The 17,422-nt window shown below is 71.7% G+C and carries 16 protein-coding genes; 7 read left to right on the forward strand and 9 right to left on the reverse strand.

The window, feature by feature from the left end; all coding sequences use genetic code 11:
* Positions 1–242 precede the first annotated feature (242 nt).
* The 5 genes from OG871_RS19830 (at position 243) to trxA (ending at position 5,922) form a co-directional block, all read left to right on the forward strand.
* Positions 243–2,462 carry a protein kinase family protein gene (locus OG871_RS19830; protein ID WP_371498295.1) on the forward strand — a complete coding sequence of 740 codons (2,220 nt, stop codon included), beginning with the start codon at positions 243–245 and terminating at the stop codon, positions 2,460–2,462.
* A 23-nt stretch (positions 2,463–2,485) separates the two neighbouring features.
* Entirely contained in the window at positions 2,486–3,208 is a 723-nt protein-coding gene (gene sigM / locus OG871_RS19835) for an RNA polymerase sigma factor SigM (protein ID WP_371498296.1), read from the forward strand.
* Positions 3,205–4,209, forward strand: a complete 1,005-nt coding sequence (locus OG871_RS19840; RefSeq protein WP_371498297.1) for a hypothetical protein — start codon at positions 3,205–3,207, stop codon at positions 4,207–4,209. The genes sigM and OG871_RS19840 overlap by 4 nt, the downstream gene beginning before the upstream one ends.
* Before the next feature lie 188 nt (positions 4,210–4,397).
* Positions 4,398–5,363: a thioredoxin-disulfide reductase gene (trxB, locus tag OG871_RS19845; RefSeq protein ID WP_371498298.1), complete on the forward strand. Its 966-nt coding sequence runs from the start codon at positions 4,398–4,400 to the stop codon at positions 5,361–5,363.
* 226 nt (positions 5,364–5,589) lie between these two features.
* Positions 5,590–5,922 carry a thioredoxin gene (gene trxA / locus OG871_RS19850; protein ID WP_371498299.1) on the forward strand — a complete coding sequence of 111 codons (333 nt, stop codon included), beginning with the start codon at positions 5,590–5,592 and terminating at the stop codon, positions 5,920–5,922.
* 108 nt (positions 5,923–6,030) lie between these two features.
* Here trxA and OG871_RS19855 read toward each other — a convergent pair whose 3' ends face one another.
* From OG871_RS19855 to rpmH, 9 genes are all read right to left on the reverse strand, one after another.
* Positions 6,031–6,648 (reverse strand): GNAT family N-acetyltransferase, encoded by a 618-nt coding sequence (locus OG871_RS19855; protein ID WP_371498300.1) that lies wholly within the window; start codon positions 6,646–6,648, stop codon positions 6,031–6,033.
* Between the two features lie 127 nt (positions 6,649–6,775).
* Positions 6,776–7,882, reverse strand: a complete 1,107-nt coding sequence (locus OG871_RS19860; protein ID WP_371498301.1) for a ParB/RepB/Spo0J family partition protein — start codon at positions 7,880–7,882, stop codon at positions 6,776–6,778.
* Positions 7,879–8,847, reverse strand: coding sequence for a ParA family protein (locus OG871_RS19865; protein ID WP_371503361.1), 969 nt, complete (start codon positions 8,845–8,847; stop codon positions 7,879–7,881). The genes OG871_RS19860 and OG871_RS19865 overlap by 4 nt, the downstream gene beginning before the upstream one ends.
* 222 nt (positions 8,848–9,069) lie before the next feature.
* Positions 9,070–9,858: a 16S rRNA (guanine(527)-N(7))-methyltransferase RsmG gene (rsmG, locus tag OG871_RS19870; RefSeq protein ID WP_371498302.1), complete on the reverse strand. Its 789-nt coding sequence runs from the start codon at positions 9,856–9,858 to the stop codon at positions 9,070–9,072.
* A 155-nt stretch (positions 9,859–10,013) separates the two neighbouring features.
* Positions 10,014–10,547 carry a protein jag gene (locus OG871_RS19875; RefSeq protein WP_371498303.1) on the reverse strand — a complete coding sequence of 178 codons (534 nt, stop codon included), beginning with the start codon at positions 10,545–10,547 and terminating at the stop codon, positions 10,014–10,016.
* 80 nt (positions 10,548–10,627) lie between these two features.
* Positions 10,628–11,773 carry a membrane protein insertase YidC gene (gene yidC, locus OG871_RS19880; protein WP_371498304.1) on the reverse strand — a complete coding sequence of 382 codons (1,146 nt, stop codon included), beginning with the start codon at positions 11,771–11,773 and terminating at the stop codon, positions 10,628–10,630.
* Positions 11,774–11,776: 3 nt separating this feature from the next.
* Complete coding sequence (yidD, locus tag OG871_RS19885; RefSeq protein WP_371498305.1) at positions 11,777–12,091, reverse strand: membrane protein insertion efficiency factor YidD; 315 nt, start codon at positions 12,089–12,091, stop codon at positions 11,777–11,779.
* Complete coding sequence (rnpA, locus tag OG871_RS19890; RefSeq protein ID WP_371498306.1) at positions 12,088–12,516, reverse strand: ribonuclease P protein component; 429 nt, start codon at positions 12,514–12,516, stop codon at positions 12,088–12,090. Before rnpA ends, yidD begins: the two co-directional genes overlap by 4 nt.
* Before the next feature lie 19 nt (positions 12,517–12,535).
* Complete coding sequence (rpmH, locus tag OG871_RS19895; protein ID WP_033823201.1) at positions 12,536–12,673, reverse strand: 50S ribosomal protein L34; 138 nt, start codon at positions 12,671–12,673, stop codon at positions 12,536–12,538.
* Positions 12,674–13,102: 429 nt separating this feature from the next.
* Here rpmH and dnaA point away from each other — a divergent pair, with 429 nt between their 5' ends.
* Together dnaA and dnaN are read left to right on the forward strand one after the other, a co-directional pair.
* Entirely contained in the window at positions 13,103–15,064 is a 1,962-nt protein-coding gene (dnaA, locus tag OG871_RS19900) for a chromosomal replication initiator protein DnaA (protein ID WP_371498307.1), read from the forward strand.
* Between the two features lie 1,073 nt (positions 15,065–16,137).
* Positions 16,138–17,268: a DNA polymerase III subunit beta gene (dnaN, locus tag OG871_RS19905; RefSeq protein ID WP_371498308.1), complete on the forward strand. Its 1,131-nt coding sequence runs from the start codon at positions 16,138–16,140 to the stop codon at positions 17,266–17,268.
* The last annotated feature ends 154 nt before the right edge of the window (positions 17,269–17,422 follow it).

Here is a 17,422-nt window from a genome sequence, read left to right on the forward strand (position 1 = left end):
GGATCTCCCGCTCCCTCAGGTGGCCTACTTCGGGCCGGATTCGGCGATCTTCACCGAATCCGGCCCGGTCCCGGCCGAATCCCCCCAGGTATGCACGAATACGCAACCACTCGGCCTTCTCAGCGGTCGTACCAGGGGGTCGGGAGTGGGCACAATTGTCCTGGCACCGCTCGCCCCCGCCAGGGACGGGTCGGAGCCGGACTTCTCGGTACCGGGGCGATACAAGGGGAGGCAGGACCACGGTGGCTGATGGCACCAAGGCGGTTGTCGACACGTCCGTGACGGACGCGGCGGCAGTCGCCATGGCACTCGGGGAGCTCCCCGAGGAAACCCCGGCACAGCCGGCCGACAGGCCGGCACGCGAGGCCGCAGGGCCCGCCACGACCGCGGCCGGCACGACTGCGAAGACCCGTGGGAAGGCGAAGCGGAACACGAAGTCCGGCAAGCCCGCGGAGACCGCGAAGACCACCGGTCCGGCCAGGGCCGCACAGGCCCCGCGGACGGCACCGGACGCCCAGCACGGCCCGCAGGCGACGGACGGGACGGACGGGACGGACGGGACGGACGGGACGGACGAGGCTGCCCCGACGGGCACACCGGACGGGACGGACGAGCCGGACACGCCGAAAGCCGCCCAGGAGGCCGCCGAGCCCCAGGATGCGCCCGAACCCGGAGAGGCGGCGGAGCCCGAGGAGACAGCGGAGCCCGAGGAGCCCGAGGAGCCGACGGAGACCACCGCCCCGCTGTCGGCCGCGGAGATCGCCGCCGAGCTGGCCGACGGAGCCGCCCGCAAGGCCAAGGCGAAGGCCAAGGCCGACACCCCGGCCCCCCGCCTCGGCGGCATCCCCGCCACCAGCACCGAGACCCTGGACGCCGACACCGCCACCCTCCCCGCCACACTCGCCGCCCCCCTGCTGCGCAGCGGAGACAAGATCGCCGGCCGCTACCGGCTGGAGGAGTGCATCACCCACTCCGAGGTCTTCAGCAGCTGGCGGGCGGTGGACGAGAAGCTCCGTCGCGCCGTCGGCGTCCACCTGCTCGCCGCCCGGCACCGCCGTGCCAAGGCCGTCCTCACCGCGGCCAGGTCGGCGGCCCTGCTCGGTGACCCCCGCTTCGTCCAGGTCCTGGACGCCGTCCAGGAGGGCGACCTGGTCTACGTGATCCGGGAGTGGCTCCCGGACGCCTCCGACCTCGCCCGGCTGTTCGCCGCCGGCCCGATGGAGCCCTACGACGCCTATCAGATGGTCCGTCAGGTCACCGACGCCATCGCCGCCGCCCACCGCCGGGGCCAGGCCCACCTGCGGCTCACCCCGAGCTGCGTCCTGCGCACCGAGACCGGCCAGTACCGGATCAACGGCATCGCCGTGGACGCCGCCATCCGCGGCCTGCCCGCCGAGGACGCCGAGCTCACCGACACCAAGGCGATCGGCGCGCTGCTCTACGCGGCCCTGACCCACCGCTGGCCGTACCCCGAGGACCGCTACGACCTCCAGGGCATGCCCAGGAGCCTCGGCTGCGTCCCGCCCGACCAGGTGAAGGCCGGCATCCACAAGGGGCTCTCCGAGCTGGCCGCCCGCGCACTCGGCGAGCACCTGCCGCACCACCAGGAGCCGATCACCAGCCCCGAGCAGCTGGCCAGGGCGATCGCCCTGATGCCCAAGATCCGCCAGCCTGAGCCGCCGGCCCCGCCCGCCTTCACCCCACCCCGCTACCCGGCCCACCGCCCGGCCCGGCCCACCCCCGCCCCCAGCGGCCCGGCCCGACCGCGCCCCGGAGCGGAGAACACCCACCCCGAGCTCACCCGCCCGATCGACCAGGCCCCCCGGCCCCGCCGCCGGCTGCGGGCGCTGGCCAGGTGGAGCGCCTCCGCCGTCGTCCTGGCCGCGATCGGCCTCGGCTCCTGGCAGCTGGTCGAACAGCTCAACCACCGCACGCACCGGGCGACCGACCAGCCGGCCCCCGTCCAGTCCTCGGCGGGATCCTCCACGGCCCCGACCGGCGGGCCGGTCGCCATCGCCGAGCTCCGCAACTTCAACGCCTTCGGCGAGGACAAGGACGGACACTCCTCCGAACTGCCGCTCGCCCACGACGGCAACCCCGCCACGGCCTGGGCCACCCAGGGCTACCAGGAACAGTTCAGCCCCGGCGGCTACCGGCCGGGCAACGGCATCCTGGTCGACCTCGGCGGCCCCCACCAGGTCAGCTCGGTGGACGTCACCCTGATCGGCGACCACCAGGTCGAGCTCAAGGCCGCCCCCACGGGACTCACCTCCCCACCCGCCGCGGACAAGAACGGCTTCAACAGCCTCGGCCCCTCGATCGCCACCAAGTCCGGAAGCCAGGTCCAGCTCAAGCCCGAGAACCCGGTCACCACCCGCTACCTCTTGATCTGGCTGACCGGCATCCCCAACGATGGGGACACGTTCCGCGGCAAGATCGCCGAAATCAAGGTGAACGGCTGAGCCACACCGGAGAGGGGGCGAGGATGGCAGCGGAGCCGACCGACGCCGAACTGCTCGCCCGGCACGCCGCCGGCGACCCGGCCGCCTTCGGCGTCCTCGTGCAGCGCCACCGGGACCGCCTCTGGGCCGTAGCCCTGCGCACCCTGGGCGACCGCGAGGAGGCCGCCGACGCCCTTCAGGACGCCCTGGTGTCCGCCTTCCGGGCCGCCCACACGTTCCAGGGCCGCTCGGCCGTCACCACCTGGCTGCACCGCATCGTGGTCAACGCCTGCCTCGACCGCGCCCGCCGCACCGCCACCCGCCGCACCGGCCCGCTGGACGGCGACCCGGCCCGTCTGGACACCGCCCTGGGCAGCGCCGAAGGCGCCGACTCGGCCGCCGTCCGGTCGGAACTGCGCCGCGAGGTGACCGGCGCGCTCGCCACCCTGCCGGCCGAGCAGCGGGCCGCCCTGGTCCTGGTCGACATGGAGGGCTACTCGGTGGCCGAGGCCGCCGAGCTCCTCGACATCCCGGTGGGCACGGTCAAGAGCCGCTGCGCCCGCGGCCGGGCCAAGCTGCTCCCGCTGGTCCGCCACCTGCACCCCGGTACCGTCCCGCCGGACGCCGACCCGCCGGCGGCCGGCCGCCCACCGGGTGGTGTTTCACGTGAAACACCACCGGGGAACCCACCGGGCCCCAGCCCCGTCCCATCACCGGGCCAGGTACGTCCGGCCACCGCCCTGGAAGGAGATGTGACCACGCGATGACGCCGCACACCCCTTCCCCGCCCCCGTCCGACCGGGACGGCGCGGGCGCGCACCCGGACGTGGACACCCTCGCGGACCTCTCCGAGGACCTGCTCGCCCCGGCCGACGCCGCCCTGATCCGCCGGCACCTCGCCGACTGCCCGGACTGCGCCGACGCCTACGCCGCACTCGCCGAGGTCACCCGGCTGCTGGGCGACGCCCCGGCCCCGCCCATGCCCGAGGACATCGCCGCACGGATCGACGCCGCCCTGGCGGCGGCCGCCGAGACCGCCGCGCCGGAGCCCGACGCACCGGCCGTCCCCGGGCACCCGGCCCCCGCCCGCACCGCCCCGCCCGGCCGACGGGGTGGCCCGGCCGACCCGTCACGGCCCGGCTCCGGCTCCGGCTCCGGCTCCGGCAGCGGGACTGGACCGGCCACCGGCCCCGGCCGCCCGCGTCGCCGCCGGACCGGCCGCATCCTGCTCGGCACCGCGGCCCTCGCCGCCGTCCTGTCCCTCGGCTCCCTCCTGGTCACCCAGCCCTGGCAGGCCGGCGACGGGGCGAGCTCCACCGCGGCCTCCGACAGCGGCCACGCGGCCGCCCTCGCCCCCGGCAGCCGCTCGCCCAAGGCCGCCGCCGAAGGGGTCCCCGAGTACCGCGACGACCAGCTCGCCGACCAGGTCCGCCGGCTGCTCGGCGCGGCATCCGGTCCGGCCGTCCCCGGCAGCGGAACCCACACCGACGTCCAACCGGGGATCGGCGCGGAGGGGACGGTCCCGACCGGGAAGGCCACCCGCTCCCCCGCGACCACCGCCTCCCCGCCGCCCGCCTGCGTGTCGCTCGCCGCCGGCCACCCCGGCCAGGCGCCCCTCGCAGCCGGCCCCGGCCGGTACGGCACGGACCCGGTGACCGCGCTGGTCTACCCCCTGGACGGCCGCACCGACCTGATGGATGTCTACCTGGTCACCCCGGACTGTCCGGGCGCGACGGTCCTGCTGCACCGCACCGTCCCGGTTCCCTGACCAGGCAAGGAAGATCCGTCCCCGTACCTTGTGAACCATCGGTCCCATCGACCCACGTGCCCGGACTCCGGGCGCCTGGTGCGCCGGGGCCTGGGAATGCGGGAGACTGGTCAGTCGTTGTCCCGGGCGGCGGAGCAGGACCGCCCTCCCCGCAGATGCGCGGGTCGCGATGCGAACCAGGAGATGCAGTGAGCGACGTCCGTAATGTGATCATCATCGGTTCCGGCCCGTCCGGATACACCGCTGCGCTCTACACCGCCCGTGCCTCTCTCAAGCCCCTCGTGTTCGAAGGCGCTGTGACGGCCGGCGGTGCCCTGATGAACACCACCGAGGTGGAGAACTTCCCCGGCTTCCGGGACGGCATCATGGGCCCCGAGCTGATGGACGGCATGCGGGCACAGGCCGAGAAGTTCGGCGCCGAGCTGGTCCCCGACGACATCGTCTCGGTCGACCTCACCGGTGACGTCAAGACCGTCACGGACTCCGAGGGCACCGTGCACCGCGCCCGCGCCGTGATCGTCGCCACCGGCTCGCAGCACCGCAAGCTCGGCCTGCCCCGGGAGGACGCGCTCTCCGGACGCGGCGTCTCCTGGTGCGCCACCTGTGACGGCTTCTTCTTCCGCGACCAGGACATCGCCGTGGTCGGCGGCGGCGACACCGCCCTGGAGGAGGCCACCTTCCTCTCGCGCTTCGCCCGCAGCGTCACCGTCATCCACCGCCGTGACAGCCTGCGCGCCTCCAAGGCGATGCAGGAGCGGGCCTTCGCCGACCCGAAGATCAGCTTCGCCTGGGACAGCGCGGTCGAGGAGATCCACGGCGACCCCAAGCTGACCGGTGTCACCCTGCGCGACACCACCACCGGCGACAAGCGCGAGCTGGCCGTCACCGGCCTGTTCATCGCGATCGGCCACGACCCGCGCACCGAGCTGTTCACCGGCCAGCTCGACCTGGACGCCGAGGGCTACCTCACCGTGGAGGCCCCCTCCACCCGGACCAACATCCCCGGCGTCTTCGCCGCCGGCGACGTGGTCGACCACACCTACCGCCAGGCCATCACCGCGGCCGGGACCGGCTGCGCCGCCGCCCTGGACGCCGAGCGCTACCTCGCCTCGCTCGCCGACCTGGAGGCCCAGGCCGCCGCGGTCGCGGTCTGACCGAACACACACCTGCCGGGGCCGGCCGGACCACCCCGGTCCGGCCGGCCCCGGACCCGCCTCCGTTTCACGTGAAACCGCACGCGGACCCGTGAACCGGCAGCGCCGCAGGACCAGCCCCCGTCGAGAAACAGAACGGCCCCCGCCGTTGTTGTCCCTCTCGAAGGTGCCCAACCGTCCCACACGCGGAGGGGCACCACCTCGTACGTGACCCTTAGGAGTTCCCGTGGCCGGCGCCACCATCACCGTGACCGACGCGACCTTCGACGCCGACGTCCTCAAGAGCGACAAGCCCGTTCTGGTCGACTTCTGGGCCACCTGGTGCGGCCCGTGCCGTCAGGTCGCCCCGATCCTGGAGGAGATCGCGGACGAGCACGGCGAGGCCATCACCATCGCCAAGCTCGACGTCGACGCCAACCAGGAGACCGCGGCCCGCTACAACGTGATCTCCATCCCGACCCTCAACGTCTACCAGAACGGCGAGCTGGTGAAGACCATCACCGGCGCCCGCCCGAAGGCCGCGCTGCTGCGCGAGCTGGCGGACTTCATCGCTCTCTGAGCCGTTCCCCGGCAGCGGAGCACGGACGGCGGAGGCAGGCCCCCAGGGCCCGTCTCCGCCGTCCGTCGTTCTCTGCCTTCAGCCGCCGTTCGCCGTCCCCGTGCCGGCTCAGAACGGCCGCAGGGCCGGCTCCTTCCGGGCCCCGCCCAGCAGTCGCTCCAGCGCGCCCTCCACATCGCTCTTCCAGGACAGCGTGGTGCGGGCCTCCAGACGCAGCCGCGGATAGCGATGGTGCGGACGGACCGTCTTGAACCCCACCGCCAGCAGATGCTCGGCCGGCAGCACACAGCTCGGCGTCTCCCGGCCGACCGCGCCGAACGCCTCGATCGCCCGGAAGCCCCGGCCGATCAGATCCTTGGCCACCGTCTGCACCAGCACCCGGCCGAGCCCCTGGCCCTGGTAGCCGGGAAGCACCCGGCTGACCATCAGCTGCACCGCGTCCGGGGAGATCGGACTGGTCGGGAAGGACTGCGAGCGCGGCACGTAGGCCGGCGGCGCGTACAGCACGAACCCGGCCGGCCGGTCGTCGACATAGACCACCCGGCCGCAGGAGCCCCACTCCAGCAGCACGGCCGAGATCCAGCTCTCCTTCTCCAGCTCCGCCTTCCCGGACTCCACCGCCGCCCGCGCGGTCACCGGGTCCAGCTCCCAGAAAACACAGGAGCGGCAGCCCACCGGCAGGTCCTGGAGACTGTCCAGCGTCAGCGGAACGATCCTGCGTCCCACTCCCCCACACCTCCTCCGCAGCCCGGGCCGACCTGGCGGCCCGCCCCTCCACCGAGTCCCCTACCCAAACGAAACGGGTGCACGTTTCACGTGAAACATGCACCCATCGTCGGTCGGCCCGCCCGGTTCAGCCCTGCGACAGCCGCAGCCCGTCCTCGCCCGGTGCCAGCCCGTCCAGGATCCGGTTCAGGTCCTCCACCGAGGCGAACTCCAGCACCACCTTGCCCTTGCCGAGCTTCCCGTTCCGCTGCGACACCTCGACCTTGACCCGGGTGTCGAAGCGGTCCGAGAGCCGCCCGGCCAGTTCGTTGAACGCCGGCGAGAGCAGCTTCCCCGCCTTCGGCGCGGCCGGACGGGCCGGCTTCTCGTCACGGTTCATCATCGCGACGATCTCCTCGGTGGTGCGCACCGAGAGCCCCTCGACGTTGATCCGGGTCGCCAGCCGGTCCTGCTGCTCGGCGTCCGGCAGCCCCAGCAGCGCGCGGGCGTGGCCGGCGGTCAGCACGCCGATCGCCACCCGCTTCTGGACCGCAGGGGACAGCTTCAGCAGCCGCAGCGTGTTGGAGACGTGCGACCGGGAGCGGCCGATCCGGTCCGCCAGCTCGTCGTGGGTGCAGGTGAAGTCCCGCAGTAGCTGGTCGTAGGCGGCGGCCTCCTCCAGCGGGTTCAGCTCCGCCCGGTGCAGGTTCTCCAGCAGCGCGTCCAGCAGGAGCTTGTCGTCCTCGGTGGCCCGCACGATCGCCGGGATCAGCTCCAGGCCGGCCTCCTGGGAGGCCCGCCAGCGACGCTCACCCATGATCAGCTCGTAGCTGTCCGCACCGACCTGGCGGACCACCACCGGCTGGAGCAGGCCCACCTCCTTGATCGAGGCGACCAGCTCGGCCAGCTTGTCCTCGTCGAAGTACTCACGGGGCTGGCGCGGATTCGGCCGGATCGCGGCCGGCGGCAGCTCGGCGAAACGGGCGCCGTCCACCGGGGAGAGCGCCGCCTCCAGGACACTGCGCGGATGGGTCTCCGCCGCCAGCTCCCGCAGGCTCTCGGCCGCCGCCTTCGCGGCCACCGTGCCCCGACCGGTCGGCAGCAGCGGCGCCGCCGGGGAGGTCGCACCAGCCGTCCGGGCCGCGGCCGCCGCGTCGGCCTCCTGGCCCGCAGCCGGTGCGGTCACTCCCGCGGCCGGCGAGGCGGCCGGAATCAGTGCTCCCAGCCCTCGTCCGAGGCCCCTGCGCGTGCTCACCGGTTGTCCTCCATCGTGCTCTGCTGTGCCACCGGAGCCGGCTGCTCGCCGGCGCCGTTCCGCTGCTGTCCCAGTCCGCCGTAGGCGACCGCGCCATCCCCGGCCTGCGCCTCTGGCGCCCCGCGGAGCGCGAGCTCGCGGGCGGCCTCCAGGTACGACAGCGCACCGGTCGAACCCGGATCATAGGTGAGCACCGTCTGCCCGTAGCTCGGCGCCTCGGAGATCCGCACCGAGCGCGGGATGGCCGTCCGCAGCACCTCCTGCTCGAAGTGCGTACGGACCTCCTCCGCCACCTGCGCGGCGAGCCGGGTCCGGGCGTCGTACATGGTCAGCAGGATGGTGGAGACGTGCAGGACCGGGTTGAGGTGCGCGCGGACCAGCTCGACGTTGCGCAGCAGCTGTCCCAGGCCCTCCAGTGCGTAGTACTCGCACTGGATCGGGATCAGCACCTCCTGGCCGGCGACCATGGCGTTGACCGTGAGCAGACCGAGCGAGGGCGGGCAGTCGATCAGGATGTAGTCCAGCGGCTGCTCGTACGCCGCGATCGCCCGCTGCAGGCGGCTCTCCCGGGCGACCAGCGAGACCAGCTCGATCTCGGCGCCCGCCAGGTCGATGGTGGCCGGGCAGCAGAACAGCCCCTCCACGTCGACCACCGGCTGCACCACGTCGGCCAGCGGCTTGCCCTCCACCAGCACGTCGTAGATCGACGGCACCTCGGCGTGGTGGTCGATGCCGAGAGCGGTGGAGGCGTTGCCCTGGGGATCGAGGTCGATCACCAGCACCCGCAGCCCGTGCAGGGCGAGCGAGGCGGCCAGATTGACGGTGGTGGTGGTCTTGCCGACCCCGCCCTTCTGGTTGGCCACCACCATCACCCTGGTGGTGGCCGGCCTGGGCAGGCCTTCTCCGGTACGCCCGACGGCCTGAACGGCAGCCTGGGCAGCCCGCGCAATGGGGGTGTCATCGATCAGGTCGATGGTCTCCGAGTCCTGCATGGGGGTCAGTGTTTCACGTGAAACCGGAGCGGCAACAGTCACCGCCCGGCTGCGGCCGAGGATTCCGGAAAGCAGAGAGCGACGTTTCACGTGAAACACGATGCCCAAAATGTCGGAAATCTGATGGACCGACACTCCGGCACCCGGGCGACACCCACCGCCGCCCGGGCCGCCCACCAGGCCCGTCGTCCGGACTCAGCGCCGTCGGCGCGCCCCGCTCCGACCGCCCTCGGCCGGCTTTCCAGCACGTCCGGCCCGGGCCGCCTTCGCCCGCCGGGTGGCGGCCCTCACCCCGCCGGGGCTCTCCCCGGCCTCCACCCGGACCACCCGGGTCGAGGTCTCCAGGGTGTCCTCGCCGACCGCGAGCACCGACCAGCCCACCGCACCCAGCTTCGTCAGCGCCGACCGGGAGTCGGCCAGCTCCTGCTCCGCCGTGTCCCCCTTCAGCGCCAGCATCTGGCCGTACGGGCGGAGCAGCGGCATTCCCCAGCCCGCCAGCCGGTCCAGCGGAGCGACCGCACGCGCGGTCACCACGTCCACCGCGAGCTTGCCGACCATCTCCTCGGCCCGGCCGCGCAGCACGGTCACGTTGTCCAGCTCCAGCAGCCGCACCACCTCCTCCAGGAAGGTGGTCCGCCGCAGCAGCGGTTCCAGCAGTGTGACCGACACGTCCGGACGGGCCAGCGCCACCGGGATACCCGGCAGACCGGCGCCGGAGCCCACGTCGCACAGCGTCGCACCGGCCGGCAGCAGCTCGGCCAGCACCGCGCAGTTCAGCACGTGCCGGTCCCACAGCCGCGGCACCTCACGCGGCCCGATCAGCCCACGCTGAACTCCGGCCGTGGCCAGCAGCTCGGTGTACCGCACCGCGACCGGGTACCGGTCGCCGAAGATCTCCGCCGCCACGGCGGGGGCCGGAGCCAGGTCGGCCACCGCACCGCCCTCCGTCGCATCGCCCTCCGCGGCCACGCCGTCCGTGTCCATCTCGACCTCTCCGCTCACCGAAATCCACCCACCCGTACAAGCACTGTTTCACGTGAAACATCCAGCCCCCACCCGACCGGCCCAAGCCCGGCCGCAACGGGGACGACCCCGCCCGCGCGAAGCGGACGGGGTCGATGGTCAGACCGCCACCGGCGTCAGCGCGGCAGCACGACCACGCAACGCTCGGGCTCCTCGCCCTCCGACTCACTGCGCAGACCCGCCGCGGCCACCGCGTCGTGGACCACCTTGCGCTCGAACGGGGTCATCGGACGCAGCTTCTCCTGCTCGCCCGAGCTCTTCACCCGCTCGGCCGCCTCGGCGCCGAGCGTGGCCAGCTCGGACCGCTTGCGGGCCCGGAAACCGGCGATGTCCAGCATCAGGCGGCTGCGCTCGCCGGTCTCCCGGTGGACCGCCAGCCGGGTCAGCTCCTGCAGCGCCTCCAGCACCTCGCCGTCGTGGCCGACCAGGCGCTGCAGCGACCGGTCGGACCCTTCGCCGACGATGGAGACGAGGGCTCGGTCGCCCTCCACATCCATGTCGATGTCCCCGTCGAGGTCCGCGATGTCGAGCAGCCCCTCCAGGTAGTCGGCCGCGATGTCACCCTCCTGCTCCAGGCGGGCAACGGTGCCCTCGGTGCCCGGGCCGGCCTCGGCCTCGGTGTCGACGGCGGAGATGGTGCCTTCCGTCACTGCTGGACTCCTTCAGGGATGGGCCCTCGGGTGGGGCCGAGAACGAGGATCTGGGGCCGGTGTCGACGGTCTGGGACCGGTCAGGACTTCTTCTTCGGCCGCTGGCCGCTCTGTCCGCGCTTCGGCTGCTGGCGCTGGCCCTGCTTGGCCGCCGCCGTCCTCGCCGCCGGGGCCTTCCGCTCCCCCGCGGGGGCCGGCACCTCGTCGGCCGGCTCCTCGGGCTCCGCGGGCTTGGTCAGGCTCGTGGTGGTGTGGGCAGCGCCGGCCTGGCGCTGGGCCTTGGTCTGCTTGCGCGGCTGCTGCCGGCGCACCTGCACACTGTCCTCGACCACGGCCTCGGCACTGGCCGGCGCCGCGCTCTTGCCACCGCCGCCGGAGATCAGGGCGAGCACCCCGACCTTCTTGACCGAGCCGTCCGGGTTGAGCCGGCCGGCCTTCTTCAGCCGCACCTGACGCTCCTCGAAGGCCTTGCTGCCCGGCGTCGGGTTGTTGTGGATGACGATCAGCTGCTGGCCCATCGACCAGACGTTGGTGGTCAGCCAGTAGACCAGCACACCGACCGGGAAGTTGATGCCCATCACGGCGAACATGATCGGGAAGACGTACATCAGCATCTTCTGCTGCTGCATGAACGGCGTCTTGACCGTGAGGTCCATGTTCTTGGTCATCAGCTGGCGCTGGGTGATGAACTGCGACAGCGACATCAGGACGATCATGATCGCAACGACGATCTTGACGCTGATCTCGGAGGAACCGAGGAAGGTCGCCGACAGCGGCGCGCCGAAGATGTGCGCCTGCTGGGCGCTGTCGAGCAGGGTCTCGTTGAAGACGCCGATCGGCTTGTCCTTGGCCACCGAGGCCAGTACACCGTAGAGCGCGGTGAAGAAGGGGGCCTGCACCAGGATCGGAAGGCAGCTCGAGAAGGGGTTGGTACCCGCCTCCTTGTAGAGCTTCATCATCTCTTCGGACTGGCGCTGCCGGTCGTTCTTGTAGCGCTCCTGGATGGCCTTCATCTTCGGCTGGATCGCCTGCATGGCCCGGGTCGCCTTGATCTGCTTAACGAACAGCGGGATCAGGCAGATCCGGATGACGATGACCATGGAGACGATCGACAGGCCCCACGCCCAACCACCGTTGGGATCGAAGACGTGGCTGTACAGCGAGTGGAACTGGACGATGATCCAGGACACCGCAGTGTAGAGGGGACTCAGAAAACCGAAAGTCACCGGTCAGACTCCTTGGGCATCGGGCTTCGCCACCGGCTCCGGCCCGGCGGTCCCGCTCGTGGGGCTCAGCAGATCGCGCAGCCGTCGGTGCCACACCGGGTGCTTGCGCGGCGGTACATGGTCGACCCCACCGGGCGACCAGGGATTGCAGCGCAGAATGCGCCAGGCGGTCAGGCCACTGCCTTTGACCGCACCGTGCAGCCGCACTGCCTCGTACCCGTAGTGCGAACACGAGGGGTAGTAACGGCAGACCGGGCCCAGCAGTGGACTGATCGTCCACTGATAGAGCCTGATGAGCCCCATCAGCAGGTACTTCATCGCCCTGCTCCCGTCGGCGCGCCGCCGCTCGGCTCCGCCCTGAGCAGGCGCCTCAGCGCCGCGTCCAGGTCGTGCTCAAGTTCGAGGTACGAGGCCGCCGCCGCCGGCGGCAGCGCGCGTACCACCACCAGGCTACCTGCGGGCAGCCGGGACAGACGCGCGCCCACCAGATGCCGCAACCGGCGCTTGACCAGGTTGCGCACCACAGCGGGGCCGACGGCCTTGCTCACGACGAAACCCGCACGCGCCGGAGGGAGCCCCTCGGCGACGTGCGGGCTGGAGTCACTCAACGCACCGGCTGCCCCCGCCAGGACGCCATCTCTACTGAGATGGACGACCAGCAGGGGCCGACCGGCACGCCGACCGCGTTTCACCGCGATCGAGAAGTCCTGGCGCCGCCGCAGCCGATGCTCGGAGGGCAGCACTGCAGACCCTTGGCGCGAATCAGGCGGACAGGGCGGAACGGCCCTTGCCGCGGCGCGCGGCCAGGATGGCGCGGCCGGCACGCGTCCGCATGCGCAGCCGGAAGCCGTGGGTCTTGGCACGACGGCGGTTGTTCGGCTGGAAGGTGCGCTTGCTCACTCGGGGGCTCCTGAGGTGAATCGTAGGGTGACCGGGTCTCGCTTGGCCGTCACCGTGCGTCCGCGTGATCTCCCCCATCAATGGGAAATCCGGCCCCAAAAACCCAGATCTGCTGGGGTTTGAGGCAATCCACGGCGCCCGTGCTGCGCGCGTCATGGAAGCGGGCGGACCCGCGGACATGCGGCAGCGGCCATCGACAACTCGACCTGGTTACGGTACGCGGACCAGGGGTGGAGGGTCAAACCGGGTGGTCCCGGGCCTGTACCGCGGCCGGAAATCCACGATACCCACAGCCTGTGGACAACAACTTGAATCAGCTCTGTCCGCTGACTACCGTTGCAGGACTTGTCTGGTTTGTTCTTCGGGGCGGACCACCACCCCCCGAAGTCCCTTGACACCCCCGTACGGGGAACGAGAAAGCGTGCACCAGTGGCTGATGTCAACAGCGATCTCGTCCCGGTCTGGGCGTCGGTCGTCGAGCGGCTGGTCAACGACGCAAGTGTCGGGGACAGCGACAAGATGTGGCTCCGGCGGACCCAGCCGATGTGGATGATGCACGACACCGCCCTGCTGGCCGCGCCCAACGAGCGGGCCAAGCAGGTGCTGGAGGGCCGGCTGCTGCCGCAGCTGAGCGATGCGCTCTCCCGCGAGTTCGGCCGCCCGGTGCGGATCGCCGTGATGGTCGACGCCAACGCCGTCCCGCCGGCCGGCAGCCAGGGCGCGGAACCGGGCAGCCACGGGGAACCGCACGGCGGCCACGACCTGGACCAGCAGGGCTCCGAGCCCGAGGACTGGGCGCCCCAGCACCCGCAGCACCACCTTCAGCAGCAGCACCAGCAGCAGCAGTCGCACCACCAGCAGTCCGACTTCGGCGGCCGCCAGGACGCCCCCGGCAGCTGGCCCCGGTCCGAGAACTACCCGGGCCCTCAGGAGTACCCGCCGGCCCAGGACTACTCCCGCGGCGGCTACCAGCAGCAGTACGGCCAGGGCTACCCGCCCGGCCGCTACGACCAGCCCTCCGGGTACCCGCAGCGCCCCGCCGGTTACGGCGACGAGCCCGCGGCCTGGCACTCCCAGGGCGGGTCCGAGGACGGCTGGGAGCCTGCCCCGCAACCGCCGCCGGCCGCCGAGCGGCCCAAGAGCCTGCCCGCGGCCACGCCGTCCCAGGGCGATCTGTTCGGCGGGGTGCTGGAACACTCCCCCGCGCCCGGCCGCCAGCGCCCCGGTGCCCCGGCCCGCCGGCCCGCCGGTGCCGGCTCCCGGCCGGGCCCCGGCGGCGCCGTCGAACGCCAGCCCGCCCCCGGGGTGCCGGCCCCGCCCGGTGCTCCGCCGGCCGGCGGCTCGCGCAAGGACGAGCCGAACGCCCGGCTGAACCCGAAGTACCTTTTCGACACCTTCGTGATCGGGGCGAGCAACCGGTTCGCGCACGCGGCCGCCGTCGCGGTGGCCGAGGCTCCGGCCAAGGCCTACAACCCGCTCTTCATCTACGGCGAGTCCGGCCTCGGCAAGACCCACCTGCTGCACGCCATCGGCCACTACTCGCGCAGCCTCTTCCCGGGCACCCGGGTGCGGTACGTGAGCTCGGAGGAGTTCACGAACGAGTTCATCAACTCGATCCGCGACGGCAAGGCGGACGCGTTCCGCAAGCGGTACCGGGACATCGACATCCTGCTCGTCGACGACGTGCAGTTCCTGGCGAGCAAGGAGTCGACGCAGGAGGAGTTCTTCCACACGTTCAACACCCTGCACAACGCCAACAAGCAGATCGTGCTCTCCTCCGACCGGCCGCCCAAGCAGCTGATCACGCTGGAGGACCGGCTGCGGAACCGCTTCGAGTGGGGTCTGATCACCGACGTCACACCGCCCGAGCTGGAGACCCGGATCGCGATCCTGCGCAAGAAGGCGATCCAGGAACAGCTGAACGCTCCCGCGGACGTGTTGGAGTTCATCGCGTCCCGGATCACCCGGAACATCCGGGAGCTGGAGGGCGCGCTGATCCGGGTGACCGCCTTCGCCAACCTGAACCGCGCGCCGGTCGACCTGGAACTGGCCGGGATCGTGCTGAAGGACCTGATCCCGGGAGGGGACGAGGACGCCGGTCCCGAGATCACCGCGCAGGTGATCATGCAGCAGACCGCCGCCTACTTCGGGCTCGGTGTGGAGGACCTCTGCGGCTCCTCGCGCAGCCGGGTGCTGGTGACGGCCCGGCAGATCGCGATGTACCTCTGCCGTGAGCTCACCGACCTGTCCCTGCCGAAGATCGGCGCGCAGTTCGGCGGCCGGGACCACACCACGGTCATGCACGCCGACCGCAAGATCCGCTCGCTGATGGCCGAGCGGCGGTCCATCTACAACCAGGTCACCGAGCTGACCAACCGCATCAAGAGCTGAACAGGTCGCTCCGGAGCGGCTGTTGAAGGGGAGTCGGGAATCGTCCCGGCTCCCCTTCGGCCTGTCCGGTGGAGGATCCCCCGAGGCCCCCAGCGCCGGGGACGGGCTCGTCGGCGGGCCCCCGAGGCTTCACAGCAGGCTCCGTGGCGGGCTCCTGGCGGGCTCCGGCACGGCCCGACCAGCGGCCCCCGCCGGTGGATGACGCGCCGTCACACCAGGTGTGGCCGGCCCTGCGGCGGGGCAGGAATCCGTCGATCGGCCTCGCGCCGACTTCCCTGCCGGGTCGAACATCTGACCAGCAATTCGAACTCGGCCGCCGCCGAACGGCGTAGTCCACAGGTCGGGTGAGTTTTCCCCGTCCACACCCCGGAGACAGCCGAAGTTATCCAGAATTCCTCCACAGGGGGCGCAGCGCTACGCTCTTCCGCGCAGGTCAGGTGGCTGTGGACTTGTGCACAACAGTTGTCCACAGGCTGTGGACAACTGACGGGTCGCCAGGGGGCCATTTGGGTTATCCACCGGTTGTCCCCAGGAATGGGTCGGTTATCCCCAGGTTCTCCACAGCTGCGTCCACAGTTCGACAACATTGGCTGGACGTTCATGCCCAGGTGTGAAAGGCGTCACGTGATGTTGCCCGGGCCCCGTGGATAACCGGTCCATGATCTGGGGACGGACCTGGGGATAACCTGTGGATACTCAACGTGCCCTGTGGGTAACGCTCCGCTGTCCACAGCAGACCCTGGTTGTCCACATCCGCCCTCCACAGGTGCTGTGGACAAAAAACGGGCCCTGACCTGCGAAAACAGGGTTATCCACGGTTTCCACAGGCCCTACTACTACTACTACCCTTAGAGACCCATCAGCTTGATCAACAGTGGGGCTGGCCGAAATCTGTGGACAACGGAGGCCCGACACTTGTTCGGGTTGCTTCCGCCCATCTGCTCCGTCTGTCGGTGGAGTACGTCAGACTGTTCTCCGGCGACTGGAAGCCGGGGTCCTCCCCGGTGGGCCGGAAGCCGGACGACGAAGATCGAAGCGCGTAAGCGACAGCAGGAGCCAGGAGGCGGTTACCGGTGAAGTTCCGGGTGGAGCGTGATGTCCTCGCGGAGGCGGTGGCCTGGGCTGCTCGCAGCCTCCCGGCGCGGCCGCCGGTGCCGGTGCTGGCCGGCCTGCTGCTGACGGCACAGGAGGGCTCGCTGGCCCTCTCCGGGTTCGACTACGAGGTCTCGGCCCGGGTCGAGCTCGAGGCGGACGTCGAGGAGGCGGGCACCGTGCTGGTCTCCGGCCGCCTGCTCAACGACATCTCCCGCAACCTGCCCAACCGTCCGGTGGAGATCTCCACCGACGGCATGCGGGTCAGCGTGGTCTGCGGCAGCTCCCGGTTCACGCTGCCGACCCTGCCGGTGGACGAGTACCCGACCCTGCCGCAGATGCCGAGCGCGACCGGCACGGTCGCCGGCGAGGTCTTCGCCGCCGCCGTCAGCCAGGCCGCCGTGGCCGCCGGCCGGGACGACACCCTGCCGGTCCTCACCGGTGTCCGGGTCGAGATCGAGGGTGACCGGATCACCCTGGCCGCCACCGACCGGTACCGCTTCGCCGTCCGCGACCTGCTGTGGAAGCCCGAGCAGTCCGACATCTCGGCCGTCGCCCTGGTGCCCGCCAAGACCCTGCAGGACATCGCCAAGTCCCTGGGCAGCGGCGACACGGTCTCGATCGCGCTCGCCTCGGGCGGTGCCGGCGAGGGCCTGATCGGTTTCGAGGGCGCCGGCCGCCGGACCACCACCCGCCTGCTGGAGGGCGAGTTCCCGAAGTTCCGCAGCCTGTTCCCGACCGAGTTCAGCGCGGTCGCGGCGATCCAGACCCAGCCCTTCCTGGAGGCCCTCAAGCGCGTCTCCCTGGTGGCCGAGCGCAACACCCCGGTGCGGCTCAACTTCGAGCAGGGCGTGCTCACCCTGGAGGCCGGTTCGGGCGACGACGCCCAGGCCACCGAGCGGATCGACGCCGACCTCGAGGGCGACGACATCTCGATCGCGTTCAACCCGGGCTACCTGGAGGAGGGCCTGAAGGCCATCGACTCCGCGTACGCCCAGCTCAGCTTCACCACGCCGACCAAGCCGGCCCTGCTCAGCGGCAAGGTCGCGGTCGACGCGGAGGCGGACGAGGCCTACCAGTACCTGATCATGCCGGTGCGTCTGTCGGGCTGACCGCAGCGCACAGCTCCGTCCACAGGCTGTGGACCACGCCAGGCCTCCCCCGGACAGACCGTGCCGGGGGAGGCCTGGCACCGTTCGCGGCGTAGGCTCGGCACAACGCGGCAACGGCGCCGTCATCAGGCACGACACCACAGTGAAGGACTTG

It is taken from the genome of Kitasatospora sp. NBC_00374 (genome assembly GCF_041434935.1).
Classification (GTDB): Bacteria; Actinomycetota; Actinomycetes; order Streptomycetales; family Streptomycetaceae; genus Kitasatospora.

Bases quoted from the DNA above. Each gene is read 5' to 3' on its own strand.
- yidD (WP_371498305.1), bottom strand. From the start codon at position 12,091: ATGAAGTACCTGCTGATGGGGCTCATCAGGCTCTATCAGTGGACGATC.
- OG871_RS19840 (WP_371498297.1), top strand. From the start codon at position 3,205: ATGACGCCGCACACCCCTTCCCCGCCCCCGTCCGACCGGGACGGCGCG.
- rsmG (WP_371498302.1), bottom strand. From the start codon at position 9,858: ATGGACACGGACGGCGTGGCCGCGGAGGGCGATGCGACGGAGGGCGGT.
- sigM (WP_371498296.1), top strand. From the start codon at position 2,486: ATGGCAGCGGAGCCGACCGACGCCGAACTGCTCGCCCGGCACGCCGCC.